The following is a 16,807-nucleotide window of genomic DNA, read 5'->3' on the forward strand; positions in this document are numbered from 1 at the left end:
GACCCGACCGCGACGGCCCACAGGGCGGTCGCGCGACGGACGACGGCAGGCGGACGGGAGCGCGCCGTGCCGGTGCTGGCCTCGAGTGTCTGCATGTCGCCGACGCCAGGCGCACGGACCGCCCGGACCGACCGTGCTGTCCTCCGTGTTCCGGTAGGGGAAACCACCGGCGTCTCGGCGGCTACGGCACGATGGGCACATGACGCAGACGTCACCCGCCGAGGCCGGCACCGCCCGGCGCACCCTTGCCGCCCGCTACGACGCCGTCGTGGTGGGCGGCGGGCACAACGGGCTGACGGCGGCCGCCTACCTGGCGCGGGCGGGGCGCAGCGTGCTCGTGCTCGAGCGTCTCGACCACGTGGGCGGCGCGGCCGTGTCGGCGCGGGTGTTCCCGGGCGTGGACGCGCGGCTGTCGCGCTACTCGTACCTGGTCTCGCTCCTGCCGCGCCGGGTGATCGAGGAGCTGGGCCTGCCGGTCACGCTGCGCCGCCGCCGGTACTCCTCCTACACCCCCTTGGGGGACACCGGTCTGCTCGTCGACACCGGGGACGACGCCGTCACCCGCCCGTCGTTCGCGGCGGTCGGCGCGGAGGGCGACCACGTGGCGTGGCAACGCTGGTACGCGGCCACCGGCCGCCTCGCGCGCCGGCTGTTCCCGACGCTGACCGAGCCGCTGCCCTCGCGCGCCGCGGCCCGCGCGCTCGTGGACGACGCCGCGACCTGGCGCGACCTCGTCGAGCGGCCGCTGGGGGAGGCGCTGCGGGAACGCTTCGCCTCCGACCTCGTGCAGGGCGTCGTCGCGACCGACGGGCTGATCGGCACGTTCGCCGACCTCGACGAGGGCTCGCTGGCGCAGAACCGCTGCTACCTCTACCACGTGATCGGCGGCGGAACGGGGGACTGGGACGTGCCGGTGGGCGGCATGGGCGCCGTGTCCGGGGCGCTGCGGGACGCGGCGGCCGCCGCCGGCGCCACGGTGGTGACTCGGGCCGCGGTGTCCGCCGTGGACCCCGGCGGCGGCGGCGACGCGCGGGTCGCCTGGTCCGACGACGACGGTCGCGACCACGAGGTCGCGGCGGGCGCGGTGCTGTGCGGCGCGGCGCCCGACACGCTCGACCGCCTGCTGGCGGCGACCGGGGCCGCGCCGTCGGGCCGCGCCACGCCGCGGCCGCCCGAGGGCGCCCAGCTCAAGGTGAACCTGCTCGTGCGCCGCCTGCCCCGCCTGCGCGGCAGCGACCACGGCACGGGCGTCGACCCGGCCGCGGCGTTCGGCGGCACGTTCCACGTCCACGAGTCGGCCGCGCAGCTCCGGGCCGCGCACGCGCAAGCGGCGTCGGGACGGGTCCCCGAGGTGCCGCCGTGCGAGATCTACTGCCACTCGCTGACGGACCCGAGCATCCTCGGGCCCGAGCTTCGCGCCACCGGAGCCCAGACGCTCACCCTGTTCGGTCTGCACATGCCCGAGCGGCTGTTCCGCCCCGACCCCGTAGGGGCCCGGGAGCAGGCGCTCGCGGCCACGCTCGCGTCGCTGGACTCGGTGCTCGCCGAGCCGATCGAGGACGTGCTGCTGCACGACGCCGACGGTCGTCCGTGCCTCGAGGCCCGCACCCCCGTGGACCTCGAGGGGGACGTCGGGCTGCCGGGCGGGCACATCTTCCACCGCGACCTGTCGTGGCCGTGGGCCGCCGGCGACGACGGGGACGACGGGGACGACACGGGGCTGGACCGCCCGGGCTCCTGGGGCGTGGAGACCGTGCACCCGCGCGTGCTGCTGGCCGGCGCGGGCGCACGGCGCGGCGGGGGCGTGAGCGGCGTCCCCGGCCGCGCCGCGGCGATGGCGGTGCTGGGCGGCGGCTAGCGGATCCCGGCGCGCCGTGGGCCGTGCGGCCCGGACTCCCTCGTCACCCGGGGAGGACCCTGGCTTCTTCGTCCCGTTCCTGCTCGGCCGCCCACGCGTAGTCCGGCTCGTCGCGCAGCAGCGCGGAGTGCGGGCCCCGCGCCACGACCCGCGCGGCGGCGTCCCCGGCCTCCGGACCGGCGCCCAGCAGCAGCACCTCGTCCGCGACCGCGAGCGGTGTGAGCCGGTGCGACGCGACGACGACCGCGCGCCCGGTCCCGCGGGCGTGCGCGGCCAGCGTCGCGACCAGCGCGTCGGCGGTGGCGGCGTCGAGGTGCTCGGCGGGCTCGTCGACGAGGAGGGCCCGGGCGGGCGCGAGGAGCGCCCTCGCGACGAGCAGGCGTCGGCGCTCGCCGCCGGAGACGTCGGCGCCGTCAGGGCCGAGCATCGCGTCCAGGCCGTCGGGCAGCCCGGCTAGCCAGGCGTCCAGGCCGACGGCGGCGAGCGCGCCGCCGGCCTCGTCGGCGGTCACGTCCGGCCGGGCGACGCGGAGGTTCTCCAGGACCGTCGTGCCGAACAGGTGCCCGTCCTCGGCGACGAACAGCGCCCCGCCGTCGCCGGTCCGGACGGCGCCGGCGCGTGGCGGCAGCAGGCCCGCCGCCGTGAGCAGCACCGTCGTCTTGCCCACGCCGGACGGCCCGGCCAGGGCGACGACGGCGCCGGGGCGCAGCGCGAGGTCGACGCCCTCGACCACGGCGCGGTCCGCCCAGCCGGCGCCGACGCCGTCGAGCTCCAGCAGCGAGTCCGACGCCTGCCCCACCGCGGGCGCCCCGCCGGGCTCGGTGTCCGACAGGTCGGGGAGGAGGGCGACGAGCCGCCGCGCGGCCTCCCGCGACCGGCGCAGCTGGACGGCGGCGGCGGGCAGCGTCGACGTCGCCTCGAAGACGGCGAGCGGGGTGAGCACGACGACCGCGAGCTCGACGGGAGTCAGCGCGCCCGCCGCGACGGCGGGGAGGCCGAGCAGCAGCGAGCACAGCACGGCGAAGGTCTGCGCCCCCGCGTCGATGGCCGCCGACGTGCCGGAGATGCGCGCGCCGTCGTCGGTCGAGCGGGTGAGGCGCGCGTCGGCGGCGCGCAGGCCGGCGAGCCGGGCGTCGAGCCTGCCGGCGACGCGCAGCTGCTGACCGTCCTCCAGCAGCTCGAGCGCGCGCCCGGTCACCTCGGCCCGGGCCGCGGCGCCCCGCCGCTCGACCGACGCCGCCGCGCGGGACGCCAGCCACGGCGCGAGCACGCCCGTGAGCAGCAGGCAGCCGAGCAGGGTGGCCCCGGCGGCGGGCAGGAACGCCCCCACCAGGACCACGGAGCCGAGCCCCACGCACGCCGCCACCCCGGCGGGGATCAGCGCCCGTACGACGACGTCGCCCACCGCGTCGACGTCGGCGCCGACGCGGGCGAGCAGGTCGCCGCGGCGCAGCGCGATCACGCGCGTCACGGGCCCCCGGGCCAGCGCGTCGTAGAGGTTGGCCCGCAGTGCTGCCATGCCGCGCAGGGCGACGTCGTGGGACGCGAGCCGCTCGAGGTAGCGCAGCACGCCGCGGCCGGTGCCGAAGGCGCGGACGGCCACGACCGCCACCGAGAGCTGCAGCACGGGCGGCATCTGCGAGGCGCGGGCGATGAGCCACGCCGCGGCGGCGGCCAGGCCCACCGAGAACCCGAGCGCCAGGGTGCCGAGCGCGACGGCGCGCGCCACGCGGGTCCAGCGCACCTCCAGCATCGGCAGCACGCGGCGCAGCGGGTCGGTCGTCGCGCGCCTCACGACGCCACCGCCTCGGCCGGCCCGACGACGCGCGAGGAGACGTCCACCACCTGGTCGGCGAGCGCCAGGAGCGACGCCCGGTGCGCGACGACGACGACCGTGCGCCCGGCGTCGCGCCACGCGCGCACGGTGTCGAGCACCACCTGCTCACCGCGGGCGTCCAGGTGCGCGGTGGGCTCGTCGAGCAGCACGAGGGGCGGGGGAGCGCCGTCGCCGGGTGTCTCGCCGTCGAGCAGCGCGGCGGCGAGCGCCACCCGCTGCCGCTGCCCGACGCTCAGCCCGGTGCCGCCCAGGCCGACCGGGGTGTCCCACCCCTGCGGCAGCCCCGCGACGACGTCGTCCAGGCCCGTGGTCCGCGCGGCCGCCGCCAGGGCGTCGGCGGGCACGGGGCGGCCGTCGGTGACGGCGTCGCGCACGGTGCCGGGGGCCAGGGTGGGGCGCTGCGGCACCCACGTGACCTGCGGCCACCAGGTGGCCGGGTCGACGGTGCCGAGGTCTGTCGGGAGGGCGGCGCCCGGAGCCTCGACGAGCACCCGGCCCTCGTCGGGGCGCAGCAGCCCCAGCAGGACGAGCGCCGTCGTGGACTTTCCCGCGCCGCTCGGCCCGCGCAGCGCGACGACCCTGCCGCCGCCGGGGCGGCCGGTGCCGAGCGGCACGCGCGCGGTGAGCCCGGCGGGGGCGAGGACGTCGCGGTCGCCGGCACGGACGCCGACGCCGTCGAGCACGAGGGTCGCGCCGGCGAGGGCCGGCGCGGGGGTGGTGCCCGCGACCGGGACGGGCCGCTCGAGGAGGGTGAAGGCCCGATCGGCGGCCGCCAGGCCGTCGGTGGACGCGTGGAACTCGGCGCCGACGCGACGCAGCGGCAGGTAGACCTCGGGCGCGAGCACGAGGACGGCGATGGCGGGCACCAGGGCGATCATCCCCTCGACGAGGCGCAGGCCGACGCCGACGGCGACGATCGCGACCGACAGCGTGGTGAGCAGCTCCAGCACCATCCCGGACAGGAACGCGATCCGCAGCGTGCCCATCGTGGTGCGCCGCGACGCGTCCCCGAGGGCTCGCACGCGGGCGCCGGGCCCGATCTCGCGACCGAAGGCCCGGAGGGTCGGCAGCCCGGCCAGCAGGTCGAGCACCTGCGACCCCAGTCGCTCGATGGTGCGCAGCCGGCGCTCGGAGGCGCCCGCGGTCATGACGCCGACCAGCCACATGAACAGCGGCACGAGCGGCAGGGTGACGACGCAGATCAGCGCGGAGACCCAGTCCAGCCCGAGGACGACCAGCACCAGCGCGGGGGTGAGGATCGCCGTGAGGAGCAGCTGGGGCAGGTAGCGCACGAGGTACGGGCCCAGGTCGTCCAGGCCTCGCGTGGCGAGCGTGGCCGTGGCGGCAGCCCCCTCGCCGTCGGTGCCGCCCCCGGTGGGCCGCGGGCCCAGCGCCACCGCGTGCGCGACCACCTGCTCGCGCAGCTCGGCCACCACGTCGGCCGCCGCCTTCTGCGCGTACCGCTCCTGCGCCCAGGCGATGACGGCGCGCGCGGCGATCGCGGCGACGAGCGCCCCGAGCCACGGCGCGACGTCGGCCAGGGCGAGCGGCGCGCCCGCGCTGCCCGCCGTCACGGCCGGGCCGAGGGTGTGCGCGATGGCGAAGGCCTGGAGCACGACGGCGCCGGCGGCGGCGACGCCGAGCGCCGCTGTGAGGGCGACGTACCACCGGGCCGCGCGCGCACGCCGCAGCAGGCGGGGGTCGAGGGGCTTCACGGGAGCAGGCCAGGGGTCGGCACGAAGGTCAGTATCGACGACGGGGCGCGCGTCAGAAGGCCGCGTCCTTGATCTTCTGCCAGGACAGCCCCGCGGGGGCGGGGATGTCCTTGCTGGAGAGGCGCCGGCGGAAGATCCAGTACGTCCACGCCTGGTAGGCGATGACGAGCGGCGTGAGCACCACCGCCACCCACGACATCACCGTGAGCGTGTACGGCGTCGAGGCGGCCTCCGCCACCGTGAGGGCCTCGCCACCGTCGAGCGCGGGGATCACGTCGGGGTACATGGAGCCGAAGATCAGGACGACGGCGCTCGCGATGGCGACGGCCGAGAGCGTGAACGCCCATCCCTCCCGTCGCGCCCGCGCCGCCACGACCACGCCGACCAGGGCGAGGGCCGCGACGCCGACGGCCGCCCACGTCCACGTCGCCGAGTAGGCGACCTGGGCCCAGACGGCCCAGCCGCCCGCGACGACGAGCGCGACCACGGACAGCGCCGACGCGAGCCGGCCGGCGCGCTCGCGCACGTCGCCGTCGGTCTTGAGGGCGACGAACACGCTGCCGTGCAGCAGGAAGAGCACCAGCGTGGTGAGGCCGCCGAGCAGGGCGAACGGGTTGAGCAGCGCCCAGAAGCCGCCCACGTACTGGTGGTCGACGTCGAGCAGCAGGCCGCGCACCAGGTTGCCGAACGCGACGCCCCACATGATCGACGGGATCCACGACCCGAACTGGATGGCGACGTCGCAGCGCCGCGCCCACCGGGCGTCGGAGATCTTGCCGCGGTACTCGAACGCGACGCCGCGCGCGATGAGGCCCAGCAGGATGATCAGCAGCGGCAGGTAGAAGCCGGAGAACATCGTTGCGTACCACTCGGGGAAGGCGGCGAAGGTGGCGCCGCCCGCGGTGAGCAGCCACACCTCGTTGCCGTCCCACACCGGGCCGATCGTGTTGATCAGCACCCGGCGTTCCTTGTCACGCTGCTCCCTGCCGCCGCGCGGCAGGATCGACAGCAGCATGCCGACGCCGAAGTCGAAGCCCTCGAGCACGAGGTAGCCCGTCCACAGGACGGCGATGATGACGAACCAGAGGATCGCGAGGTCCACGGGGGTCTCCCAGTTCTCGGTTTCGGGCGCTCAGTACGCGAAGGACAGGGGGCGGTCGGTGTCGTCGGGCTCCTGCGCCTCCGGCGACTCGTCGCGGACGGAGTCGGGGACCCCTTCGACGGCGTACCGGTGCATCAGCCGGTACCAGACGACGGCGAGCACCGCGTAGACCAGCGTCAGCACGATCATCGACGTGAGGATCACGCCCGCCGGCACCGCCGTGGACACCCCGCGCTCGGTGAGCAGCCGCACCTGGTCGATGCCCGTGGGGTTGGGCGCCACCACCCACGGCTGGCGGCCCACCTCCGTGAAGATCCACCCGAACGAGCAGGCGAGGAACGGCATGGGGATCGCGAGGAGGCCCAGCCTGCCCAGCCAGACGTTGTCGCTCACCCTGCCCTTGCGGGTGGCCCACAGCGCGGTGAGCGCGAGCGCCAGGGAGAACACCGCCAGTCCGATCATGAGCCGGAACGACCAGTAGGTGATGGCCAGCGGCGGGGTGTAGGTGACGGGCTCGCCCGAGGCGGTGACGTCGCCGTACCGCTCGGTGTACTGCTCCTGCACGTCGTAGACGCCGGGCAGGTAGGACTCGGGGCCCGAGAAGTGGCCGGTGCCGAGGAAGCTGGTGACGCCCGGCACGGAGATGAGGTGGTCCACGTCCTCGCACCCGGCGTACAGGGGGCCGACGGCGAGGATGGAGAACTCGGCGGCCTCGGTGCCCTCGCACAGGGCCTCGGCCGACGACATCTTGCCCGGCTGTTGCTCGTACATGAGCTTGCCCTGGAGGTCGCCCGACCAGATCACCCCGGCTCCGGCGATGATCATGGTCCACACGCCGACGAGGACCGCGGGCCGGTACACGGTGCGCGCCTTCTCGACGTTCTCGGGCTTCTTGCTGCGCACCAGCCGGACCATCCACCACGTGGCGATGCCGCAGACGAAGGTGCCCGCGGTGAGGAACGCGGCCGTGATCGTGTGCGGGAACGCGGCCCACAGCGTGTTGTTCGTGAGCACGGCGCCGATGGACTCCATCTCGGCGCGCCCGGTCTCCTCGTTGTAGATCGTGCCCACGGGGTGCTGCATCCACGAGTTCGCGGCGAGGATGAAGAACGCCGAGAGGTTCGTCGCGAGCGCGAACAGCCAGATGGCCGCGAGGTGCACCTTCTTGGACACGCGGTCCCAGCCGAAGATCCACAGGCCGAGGAAGACGGACTCGACGAAGAAGGCCGCCAGCGCCTCCATCGCGAGCGGCGCGCCGAAGACGTCGCCGACGAAGCGGGAGTACTCGCTCCACGCCATCCCGAACTGGAACTCCTGCCAGATGCCGGTGACCACGCCCAGCGCGAAGTTGATCAGCAGGAGCTTGCCGAAGAACTTGGTCAGCCGGAGCCAGCGCTCCTTCTTGGTGACGACCCACGCCGTCTGCATCCCGGCGACCAGCGGTGCGAGGCCGATGGTCAGCGGGACGAAGATGAAGTGGTACACGGTCGTGATGGCGAACTGCCAGCGGGCCAGTGCGAGGGCGTCCACGGGGTTCTCCTTGCTCGTTCGTCCGACCGGTCTCTCGACCGTAGGACCACCGGTGCGCGGGCGCACGACCAGCGCTGTCGTCGTCACGGGACGGGATTCGTGAAGACTTTCACGATCTAAGTAGTGAAGGTCTTCACAAGTCAAGCCGGGGCGGGTCGCGCCCGCGACGTGCGGCGTCGGGTCACGCGGCGGGGCGCGCAGGATGCGATACTGGTGCGAAGCCGTCCTGGCCCACATCCCGGGGCGGCCCACGAGCTCGCAGCACTCGCGATCCGCACGCGATGCCGCCGCCAGGCCACGAGGCCGGGCGGCGGGCGTCCGCGAAGAGCGCGGTGCCGCAGCCGGAACCGAGACTTCCGTCGGCCGGCGCGCTGAGCAGCGCGCGCGTCCGACGACGACCACCGGTGGCCCGCACGTGTGGGGGCGGGGCCGCCGGAGCTGGAGCGCTTTTCGTGACGTCCGACAACCCGACCGACGCCGCAGCCCGCAAGCCCGCCCGCCGTCGCGCCACCCGGGCCGCCGCCGCACCCCAGGGCCCGCAGGCCGAGCAGCCCGCCGCCCCCGCGGCCGCCCCCCTCTCCGACCTGGTCCTGCCGGACCGTGCCGACGCCCAGGCCGAGACGGCCGCGGGCGGCGCCGCGTCGCTCGCCGACATCGTGCTGCCGGAGGGGCCCGCCGGGCGTGCGGCCGACGAGGTCGCCGAGAAGCCGGCGCGCTCCCGCCGCCGCGCCACCCGCACCACCGGAGCGCAGCGCGCCACCGAGCCCGAGGCCACCACCGAGGCCACCACCGAGCCCGCCGCCGCCGAGCCGGCCGACGAGGTTCCTGCCGCCGAGCCCGAGGCCGCGCCGGCCAAGGGGCGCAGCACGTCCGGCGGCACGCGCACCCGCGCCCGCCGCACGGCTGCGTCGAAGGACGAGGTCCCCGCCGCCGAGCCCGCCGAGGAGACCGCGCAGGCCGACGCCGAGGAGGCCGCCCCCGCGAAGAAGGCGCCCGCGAAGCGGGCGACCAAGAAGGCCACCACCCGGAAGGGCGCCGGCGCGGCGAAGGACGCCGAGAAGCCCGCCGGGCAGGCCGCTGCCGCGGAGGAGAGGCCTGAGGCCGCCGCGGAGAAGACCGCCGAGCAGACCGCGCCGCGCTCGCCGGCCGTGCGAGGCGGCGGGTCGGCCACCCCGCGCCTCGCGACGACGGCCGTGCTGTTCCAGGCCCCCGACCTGTCGACCGCGCGCCGGTCCCGCCGCGCGCAGGCCCCCGCCGGCCCGCCGCGCCCGCACGACGCGCCGGCCGAGGAGGCGACGAGCGCGCCCGAGCCCGAGGTCGCGACGAGCGCACCCGAGAAGGCTCCGGCGCCCGCCGTCGAGACGCCGAAGGACGAGCCGACGCGGACCCGGTCGCGCCGTGCGACCCGCGGCACCCGCGCCGCGAAGGCCGCGGAGCCCGCCGAGCAGGTGGCTCCGGAGGCTCCCGTCGAGGCGCCCGCCGCCGCCGACGCCCAGGTTGCGGAGCCCGTCGGGTCGCCGGCGTCCACGGAGCGGGTGGCCGACGTCGAGCTCAGCGAGGACGAGGCCGCCGCGGTCGAGGAGGTCGGCGCGATCGAGTCCGAGCTCGTGGCCGAGGGCGTCGAGCTCGTCGACCTGGGCCCGGAGGACCTGAGCGACGAGGACGGCGAGGACGACGAGATCCGCCCGCGCCGGCGCCGGCGCCGGGGTGGACGCGGCCGTCGGGGCGGTCGCCGCCCCGAGGGCGAGGACCTGGACGACGAGGACGGTTCCGACGAGGGTGCCGGCGAGGACGAGCGCCCCGCCGAGACCGAGGTCGACGACCACGGCCGCGGCGAGGACCAGGCCGACGAGCAGGGCGAGGACGAGGGCGGCGAGTCCGCCTCGAGCCGTCGCCGTCGTCGCCGTCGCCGCGGCACCCGCCAGGAGCGGGCCGAGGCCGCCGTGGCGCGTACCCGTGACCGCGACGAGGTCACGGCCCTCAAGGGCTCGACGCGCCTCGAGGCGAAGCGCCAGCGCCGCCGCGAGGGCCGCGACGCCGGCCGCCGCCGCCAGATCATCACCGAGGCCGAGTTCCTCGCGCGCCGCGAGTCCGTGACGCGGTCGATGGTGGTGCGCGAGCGCGACGGCCGCACGCAGATCGCCGTGCTCGAGGACGGCGTGCTCGTGGAGCACTACGTCTCGCAGCAGTCGCAGGCGTCGATGGTGGGCAACGTCTACCTCGGCCGCGTGCAGAACGTGCTGCCCAGCATGGAGGCCGCGTTCGTCGACGTCGGCAAGGGGCGCAACGCCGTCCTGTACGCCGGCGAGGTGAACTGGGACGCCGCGGGGCTCGAGGGCCAGCCGCGCCGCATCGAGGAGGCCCTGAAGTCGGGCGACTCCGTGCTCGTGCAGGTCACGAAGGACCCGATCGGGCACAAGGGCGCGCGCCTGACCTCGCAGGTCACGCTCGCGGGCCGTTACCTGGTGTTCGTGCCGGGCGGCGGCATGACCGGCATCAGCCGCAAGCTGCCCGACACCGAGCGCAGCCGGCTCAAGAAGATCCTGCGCGACGTCGTGCCCGACGGCGCCGGCGTCATCGTGCGCACCGCCGCCGAGGGCGCGAGCGAGGCGGAGCTGCGCGCCGACGTCGAGCGCCTCGAGGCCCAGTGGGCCGCGATCCAGAAGAAGTCGTCGTCGGCCAGCGCCCCGGCGCTGCTGCAGGGCGAGCCCGACCTCGCGATCCGCGTCGTCCGCGACATCTTCAACGACGACTTCTCGTCGCTGCAGATCCAGGGCCAGGGCGCGTGGGACGAGATCGCCCAGTACGTCGAGGAGCTCGCCCCCGACCTGCGCGACCGCGTGACGAAGTGGACGGAGAACACCGACGTGTTCGCCGTGCACCGCGTGGACGAGCAGCTCGCCAAGGGCATGGACCGCAAGGTCTGGCTGCCGTCCGGCGGGTCGCTGGTCATCGACCGCACCGAGGCCATGACGGTCATCGACGTCAACACCGGCAAGTTCACCGGCGCGGGCGGCACGCTCGAGGAGACCGTCACGCGGAACAACCTCGAGGCGGCCGAGGAGATCGTGCGCCAGCTGCGGCTGCGCGACATCGGCGGCATCGTCGTCATCGACTTCATCGACATGGTGCTCGAGTCGAACCGCGACCTCGTGCTGCGCCGTCTGGTGGAGTGCCTGGGCCGCGACCGCACCAAGCACCAGGTGGCCGAGGTGACCTCGCTCGGTCTCGTGCAGATGACCCGCAAGCGCGTGGGCCAGGGCCTGGTCGAGGCGTTCTCCGAGACCTGCGAGCACTGCAAGGGCCGCGGGTTCATCGTGCACAGCGAGCCGATCGAGAAGAACGGTGCCCACCAGCACCACGACGGCGACCAGGGCGAGGGGGCGAAGCGGTCGCGCCGCAAGCGCGGCGGCAAGCAGGGCGAGCCGGCGACCCCGGCGCCCGCAGCCGAGGTGCCGACCCTGCCCGAGGACCGCTCCGAGGCGCGCGAGGCCGTCAAGGCCACGCTCGCCACGATCGCGGCCGCCGCGGCGCACGCCCACGAGCACGAGCACGACGCCAAGGACGAGGCCAAGCACGAGGCCGCGGAAGGTGCCAAGGACGCCGCCCCGGCGGCGGCTCCGGCCACCGCTGCCCCGGCGCCCCTGGACCGGCCCGAGCCCCTGGACCTGCCCGAGCCCGTGGAGCCTTCGGCCGTGACGCCCGTCGCGCCGGAGACGCTCATCGAGCTGCCCGAGCGGAAGTCGGAGCCGGCGGCCGAGCCCGAGGCCGCGGCCGACACGGCGCCCGCGGCGGCCACGAAGCCCGCGAAGAAGGCTCCGCGCCGCGCGCGGAAAGGAGCCGGAGCCCCGAAGCCTGCTCAGTCGGGTGCTGGGGAGGCTGCGGCCGCGGGAGTGACCGGCACCGAATGACCTACCGAGTGACCTGACCGCGAGGTCGAAGCGAAGGGCCCGAGGTCGATGTCCAGGACATCGACCTCGGGCCCTTCGCTTCGACCTCGGCGTGTCATGCTCGGGCCATGACGGGGGACGACCGCAGCGGTGGACGGCTCGAGGTGATCGCCGGCCCGATGTTCGCCGGCAAGACGGAGGAGCTGGTGCGCCGGGTGCACCGCGCGCAGGTGGCACGCCGGGGCGTCCTCGTCGTCGCGCACGAGCTCGACACGCGCAGCGGGCCGGGCCGGGTGGCGTCCCACTCCGGGCTGGAGGTGCCCTCGCGCAACGTGCGGCACGCCGAGGAGATCCCGGGGCTCGTCACGGCGGGCACGGAGCTGGTGGCGGTCGACGAGGCGCAGTTCTTCGGCCCCGACCTCGTGGACGTCGCGACGGCGCTGGCCGACGCGGGACTCGTCGTGGTGGTGGCCGGGCTGTCCGTGACGTTCGACGGCCGGGCGTTCGCGCCGCTGCCCGAGCTGATGGCGGTCGCCGAGTCGGTCACCAAGCTCACCGCGGTGTGCGCGGTCTGCGGTCGCGACGCGGCGTTCCACGTCCGGATCGAACAGGCGCCGACCGACGACGACGCGCTGGCCCCGACGTCGGGGCACGTGGGCGGGTCCGAGTCGTACGAGGCGCGCTGCCGGCAGCACCGCGCCGGCTGACGAGGGGGACGCCGCCGCGCCGCCCGACGGTCAGCGGCGCCCGAGCTGCTGGCGCATCGGGCAGTCGAACGGGTCGCGGGCGGCCAGCCCGACCTCGTTGAGGTAGCGCACGACGATCGCGTACGAGCGCAGCAGCGAGGTCTCGGTGTACGGCATCCCGAGACGCGCGCAGTGCTCCCGGACGATCAGCCGGGCGCGCGCCAGGTGGGGACGCGGCATGCTCGGGAACAGGTGGTGCTCGATCTGGAGGTTGAGGCCGCCCATCAGGACGCTCATCCAGGCGCCCCCGCGCACGTTGCGCGACGTGAGCACCTGCTTCGACAGGAAGTCGATCTTGCTGCCCTCGGGGATCATCGTCATGCCCTTGTGGTTGGGCGCGAACGTCGCACCCATGTAGACGCCGAACACGGCGAGCTGCACGCCGAGGAAGGCGAACCCGAGGCCCAGGGGCAGCCACCACAGGACGACCGCCACGTAGACGGTGAGGCGCACCAGGATCGTCACGAGCTCGCGTCGGCGGGACGCGCGCTCCTCGGGCGGGCCGGTCAGCAGCGAACGCACGGCGGTCACGTGCAGGTTGAGCCCCTCGAGGGTGAGGAGGGGGAAGAACAGCCACCCCTGGCGGCGCGTGATCGCGCCCAGGAACCCGTGGTGGTCGGCGGCCGCCTCCGCGGTGAACGAGATGACGCCGGGGGCGACGTCGGGGTCCTTGCCCACCTGGTTGGGGTTGGCGTGGTGGCGGGTGTGCTTCGTCATCCACCACGAGTAGCTGATACCGACCACGGCGTTCGCCAGGATGCGGCCGACGCGGTCGTTGAGCGGCCCGGACGCGAAGACCTGCCGGTGCGCCGTCTCGTGCGTGAGGAACGCCAGCTGCGTGAGCACGACCCCGAGCGCTGCCGCGATCAGGAGCTGGAACCACGAGTCGCCCAGCAGGACGAACCCGGTCGCGACGCCGCCGAGCGCCAGGAGGAGGACCAGCCCGTTGACGAGGTAGTAGCCGTACGCCCGGCTCAGCAGCCCGGCGTCGCGCACCTCCCGGGACAGGGCACCGTACGTGCTGGTGAACTTCGCGGCGGCACCGTCGCGCGGGGCGGCGGAGCTGTCGAGTACGGCCGGGACGACTGGGGGCATGCGTGCCTCGCAGGGGTCGGGGTCGACTTCCCAGCCGAGGTGTGAGCGGTCGCTCGGTCGCGCGGATGCCCCGAGCCTACGGGGCCGTAGGTTCGGGACAAGGGGGTTGTCCCCCCAGAGCGCGGAGCCGGTCGAGCACCTCCCGGGCCGTGGCGGCGTCGGCGGCCGCGAGGATCCCGCGCCCGCCGCGCACGGGCCCGCCGTCGAGGTCCGTGACGACGCATCCGGCCGCCTCGCACACGGCCACGCCGGGCAGGAAGTGGACGCTGCCGTCGACGTCGGCCCCGGTCACGTAGGCGGCATGGCGGCCGGCGGCCACCCAGGCGAGCGCGAGCGAGCTGGACGCGACCCGCACCGCCCAGGCCGCGCGCAGCCCGGCGTCGGCGACGAGCGCCGGCGTCGCCCCGCCGTTGTCGACGTCCACGTTCACGAGGCGGGTCACGGGGGTGGGGGAGGCGTCGACCTCGGGGGACCCGGCCGCGTCCCGCACGCGGGTGCGCACGCCGTCGGTCCACACCACCTCGCGGGTGAGGGGGTCCGCGACGGCCGCGGCCAGGACCCGTTCGATCCCGTCGCGCCGTTCCACGAGGGCGACGTTGACGCCGAACGACGGGACGCCGGCGGCGAAGTTGAGCGTGCCGCACAGGGGGTCGACGTACCACCGCCGGGCGGCGTCGCCGCCGGACGTGCCGAGCTCCTCGCCGACGACGGCGTCGCCGGGCCGGGCCGCGGCGAGGACGGCGCGCACCGCCTGCTCGGCGGCGACGTCGGTGTCGGTGGCGAAGTCCAGCCCCACCTTCGCGTGGCGGGTCACGGGGCGTCGGAAGGCGTCGGCGACCTCGGTCGCGCCCGCCAGGGCGGCCTCGACCGCCACGTCGGTGTCGCTCACGACGCCGAGCATGGCAGACGTTCATCCTCGCCGGCCGCCGCCATGCTGCGGGGTCTCCTTCGGCGCGCAGCAGGACGTCGGACAGGACAGGGATGAAGCGCAAGGTCGCCGCGACCCTCGCGGGGGCCGTCGTGGCCACCGGCCTCACGGTGGCCCCGGCCCAGGCCGCGTCGGCCGACAAGGGGTCGGCGAGGACATCGAGCACGGGCACGCGTCCCGCTCGCGGAGGTCCGAGGTCAGGCCCGGTCCTCCACGAGCGGGACGAACGAGTAGGTCCCGTGCTCGGACGTGCGGACCTCACCGTGCTCGTCCCGGGTCACGAGCACCATCACGTGCCGCACGGGGATCACCATCCGGCCGCCGCGCGCGACCTGGTCGACCAGCTCCGGGGGCAGCCGCGCGGGCGCGGCGGACACCAGCACGCGGGCCCACCCGCCGGCGCGCGGGGCGCCGAGGCGTCCGGGGACGGCTCGGGCCACCCGGGCCCAGGCCATGCCGGTGCGTCGCACGTTGGCCGCGCCCCAGACGGCGAGGTCCGCGTGCCGCTCGAGCCCCAGCACCGACCCGGTGGGTCCGACGAGGCGGGCGAGCAGCGCCGTCGTCCAGCCGGAGCCGGACCCGACGTCGAGCACGTCCGCGCCGACGGGCACGTCGAGAAGCCGGAGCATCGCCGCGACGGTCGACGGCTGCGAGCACGTCTGGCCGTGCCCGATCTCGACGGGGCTGTCCGCCTCGGCCCAGCGGGCCCTGGCGCGGGGCAGGAAGCCGCGCCGGTCGACGGCGCGCAGCGCGGCCGTCACCGCGTCGTCGACGCCTCCGGCCCCGGTCGGCAGGTCTGGCGCTCCGGTCCGCCCGGTCATGTCCCCATCGTCGCCCCGGAGCGGTCCGGACACCGGGCGGGACGCCGGGCGAGCGACGCCGGGCGAGCGGACCCGGCCGGGGCGACGATCGGAGGGACGGTCGGCGACGGACGTCGGCCGCCCAAGATCGGAGGACGACATGGCAGGCACGGTCGCGCGCGTCACGGAGATCACGGCCCGCTCGGACACAAGCTTCGAGGACGCGATCCGCGTCGGCCTCGAGCGGGCGGGCCAGACGGTCCGCCACATCACCGGCGCCTGGGTCAAGGAGCAGAAGGTGGAGGTGTCGGACGGCGCGATCGTCGCGTGGCAGGTGGACCTGCAGGTGACGTTCGTGCTCGAGGGCTGAGCGGAGCGTTCGCGAGGTGGGGTACGTCACGGCCGCCGGCGGGGGAGGACGTTTGAACCGATCGGCGCCGTGACGTAGTCTTGGACGTCGGCGCGCCTGTGGCGTGCCAGTCCCGTGTGTCCACGACGCACCGCACTCGACCGCCGCGGCGGGCCGAGTTGCAGACCAAGTCGGTGAAGAACGTCGTGCGACATGCCCAGACCAGGAGAGATGAGCAGCAACGTGGTGTACGCGATCGTCAAGGCCGGTGGCCGTCAGGAGAAGGTGTCCGTCGGGGACATCGTCGTCATGGACCGCCTCAAGGCCCAGGCCGGTGACACGGTGGAGCTGCCCGCTCTGCTTCTGGTGGACGGGGAGAAGGTGACCACCGACGCCGCGAAGCTGGCGAAGGTCAAGGTCACCGCCGAGGTCGTGCGGGACGAGAAGGGTCCCAAGATCACGATCCTCAAGTACAAGAACAAGACCGGTTACCGCAAGCGCCAGGGTCACCGCCAGTCGCTGACCCGCCTCAAGGTCACCGGCATCAAGTGACTCACCGCCGGGCCGAGCGCGACACCCCGCAGCACGGCCCGCGGCACTGATCCCCTCGTTCTTCGCAGAAAGCAGGTCTGACAGATGGCACACAAGAAGGGCGCGAGCTCCTCGCGCAACGGTCGTGACTCGAACTCCCAGCGCCTCGGCGTCAAGCGCTACGGCGGCCAGGTCGTCAAGGCGGGCGAGATCATCGTCCGCCAGCGCGGCACCCACTTCCACCCCGGCGACAACGTCGGCCGTGGCGGCGACGACACGCTGTTCGCGCTGACCGCCGGCTCGGTGGCCTTCGCGACGCGTCGTGGCCGCAAGGTCATCGACATCGTCGCGGCCGAGGTCTGAGCCGCACACACTTCCCCGGCTCCCACCCGAGTCGACGACGAGGGGCGCACCGTCGCGGTGCGC

The 16,807-nt window shown here is 75.3% G+C and carries 13 protein-coding genes; 6 read left to right on the top strand and 7 right to left on the bottom strand.

What is annotated here, in order from left to right:
* Positions 1–199 precede the first annotated feature (199 nt).
* Complete coding sequence (locus ACFQ80_RS11925; protein ID WP_430563796.1) at positions 200–1,858, top strand: phytoene desaturase family protein; 1,659 nt, start codon at positions 200–202, stop codon at positions 1,856–1,858.
* 43 nt (positions 1,859–1,901) lie between these two features.
* Here the strand turns inward: ACFQ80_RS11925 and cydC are convergent, their stop codons facing one another.
* Genes cydC through ACFQ80_RS11945 form a run of 4 tightly spaced genes read right to left on the bottom strand, consistent with a single transcriptional unit; the run spans position 1,902 to position 8,042 of the window.
* A complete protein-coding gene (gene cydC, locus ACFQ80_RS11930) occupies positions 1,902–3,611 on the bottom strand; it encodes a thiol reductant ABC exporter subunit CydC (protein ID WP_430563802.1) in 1,710 nt (569 codons plus the stop codon).
* Positions 3,612–3,649: 38 nt separating this feature from the next.
* Positions 3,650–5,410, bottom strand: a complete 1,761-nt coding sequence (gene cydD / locus ACFQ80_RS11935) for a thiol reductant ABC exporter subunit CydD (RefSeq protein WP_430563797.1) — start codon at positions 5,408–5,410, stop codon at positions 3,650–3,652.
* 52 nt (positions 5,411–5,462) lie between these two features.
* The gene (cydB, locus tag ACFQ80_RS11940; RefSeq protein WP_430550185.1) at positions 5,463–6,512 is read right to left on the bottom strand and encodes a cytochrome d ubiquinol oxidase subunit II; all 1,050 of its coding nucleotides are present in this window, start codon (positions 6,510–6,512) and stop codon (positions 5,463–5,465) included.
* A gap of 30 nt (positions 6,513–6,542) precedes the next feature.
* Complete coding sequence (locus ACFQ80_RS11945) at positions 6,543–8,042, bottom strand: cytochrome ubiquinol oxidase subunit I (RefSeq protein ID WP_430550184.1); 1,500 nt, start codon at positions 8,040–8,042, stop codon at positions 6,543–6,545.
* 452 nt (positions 8,043–8,494) lie between these two features.
* Here ACFQ80_RS11945 and ACFQ80_RS11950 point away from each other — a divergent pair, with 452 nt between their 5' ends.
* The gene (locus ACFQ80_RS11950; RefSeq protein WP_430563798.1) at positions 8,495–11,953 is read left to right on the top strand and encodes an Rne/Rng family ribonuclease; all 3,459 of its coding nucleotides are present in this window, start codon (positions 8,495–8,497) and stop codon (positions 11,951–11,953) included.
* A 107-nt stretch (positions 11,954–12,060) separates the two neighbouring features.
* On the top strand, positions 12,061–12,639 hold the full coding sequence (locus ACFQ80_RS11955; RefSeq protein ID WP_430563799.1) for a thymidine kinase: 579 nt from the start codon (positions 12,061–12,063) through the stop codon (positions 12,637–12,639).
* A 30-nt stretch (positions 12,640–12,669) separates the two neighbouring features.
* Here ACFQ80_RS11955 and ACFQ80_RS11960 read toward each other — a convergent pair whose 3' ends face one another.
* The 3 genes from ACFQ80_RS11960 to ACFQ80_RS11970 all read right to left on the bottom strand — a co-directional run bounded on the left by ACFQ80_RS11960 (position 12,670) and on the right by ACFQ80_RS11970 (position 15,522).
* Positions 12,670–13,773, bottom strand: coding sequence for a fatty acid desaturase family protein (locus tag ACFQ80_RS11960; RefSeq protein WP_430563800.1), 1,104 nt, complete (start codon positions 13,771–13,773; stop codon positions 12,670–12,672).
* A 76-nt stretch (positions 13,774–13,849) separates the two neighbouring features.
* Positions 13,850–14,662 (bottom strand): inositol monophosphatase family protein, encoded by an 813-nt coding sequence (locus ACFQ80_RS11965; protein WP_430563801.1) that lies wholly within the window; start codon positions 14,660–14,662, stop codon positions 13,850–13,852.
* A 236-nt stretch (positions 14,663–14,898) separates the two neighbouring features.
* The gene (locus tag ACFQ80_RS11970; protein ID WP_430550178.1) at positions 14,899–15,522 is read right to left on the bottom strand and encodes a protein-L-isoaspartate O-methyltransferase; all 624 of its coding nucleotides are present in this window, start codon (positions 15,520–15,522) and stop codon (positions 14,899–14,901) included.
* A gap of 139 nt (positions 15,523–15,661) precedes the next feature.
* Between ACFQ80_RS11970 and ACFQ80_RS11975 the strand changes: the two genes are divergently transcribed.
* The 3 genes from ACFQ80_RS11975 to rpmA all read left to right on the top strand — a co-directional run bounded on the left by ACFQ80_RS11975 (position 15,662) and on the right by rpmA (position 16,744).
* Positions 15,662–15,871 (top strand): dodecin family protein, encoded by a 210-nt coding sequence (locus tag ACFQ80_RS11975; RefSeq protein ID WP_429732001.1) that lies wholly within the window; start codon positions 15,662–15,664, stop codon positions 15,869–15,871.
* A gap of 222 nt (positions 15,872–16,093) precedes the next feature.
* The gene (rplU, locus tag ACFQ80_RS11980; RefSeq protein ID WP_380315082.1) at positions 16,094–16,402 is read left to right on the top strand and encodes a 50S ribosomal protein L21; all 309 of its coding nucleotides are present in this window, start codon (positions 16,094–16,096) and stop codon (positions 16,400–16,402) included.
* Positions 16,403–16,486: 84 nt separating this feature from the next.
* On the top strand, positions 16,487–16,744 hold the full coding sequence (gene rpmA / locus ACFQ80_RS11985) for a 50S ribosomal protein L27 (protein WP_430550177.1): 258 nt from the start codon (positions 16,487–16,489) through the stop codon (positions 16,742–16,744).
* The last annotated feature ends 63 nt before the right edge of the window (positions 16,745–16,807 follow it).

Origin of the sequence: Isoptericola sp. NPDC056578 (genome assembly GCF_042793275.1) — a bacterium.
In the GTDB taxonomy this organism is placed as follows: Bacteria; Actinomycetota; Actinomycetes; order Actinomycetales; family Cellulomonadaceae; genus Isoptericola.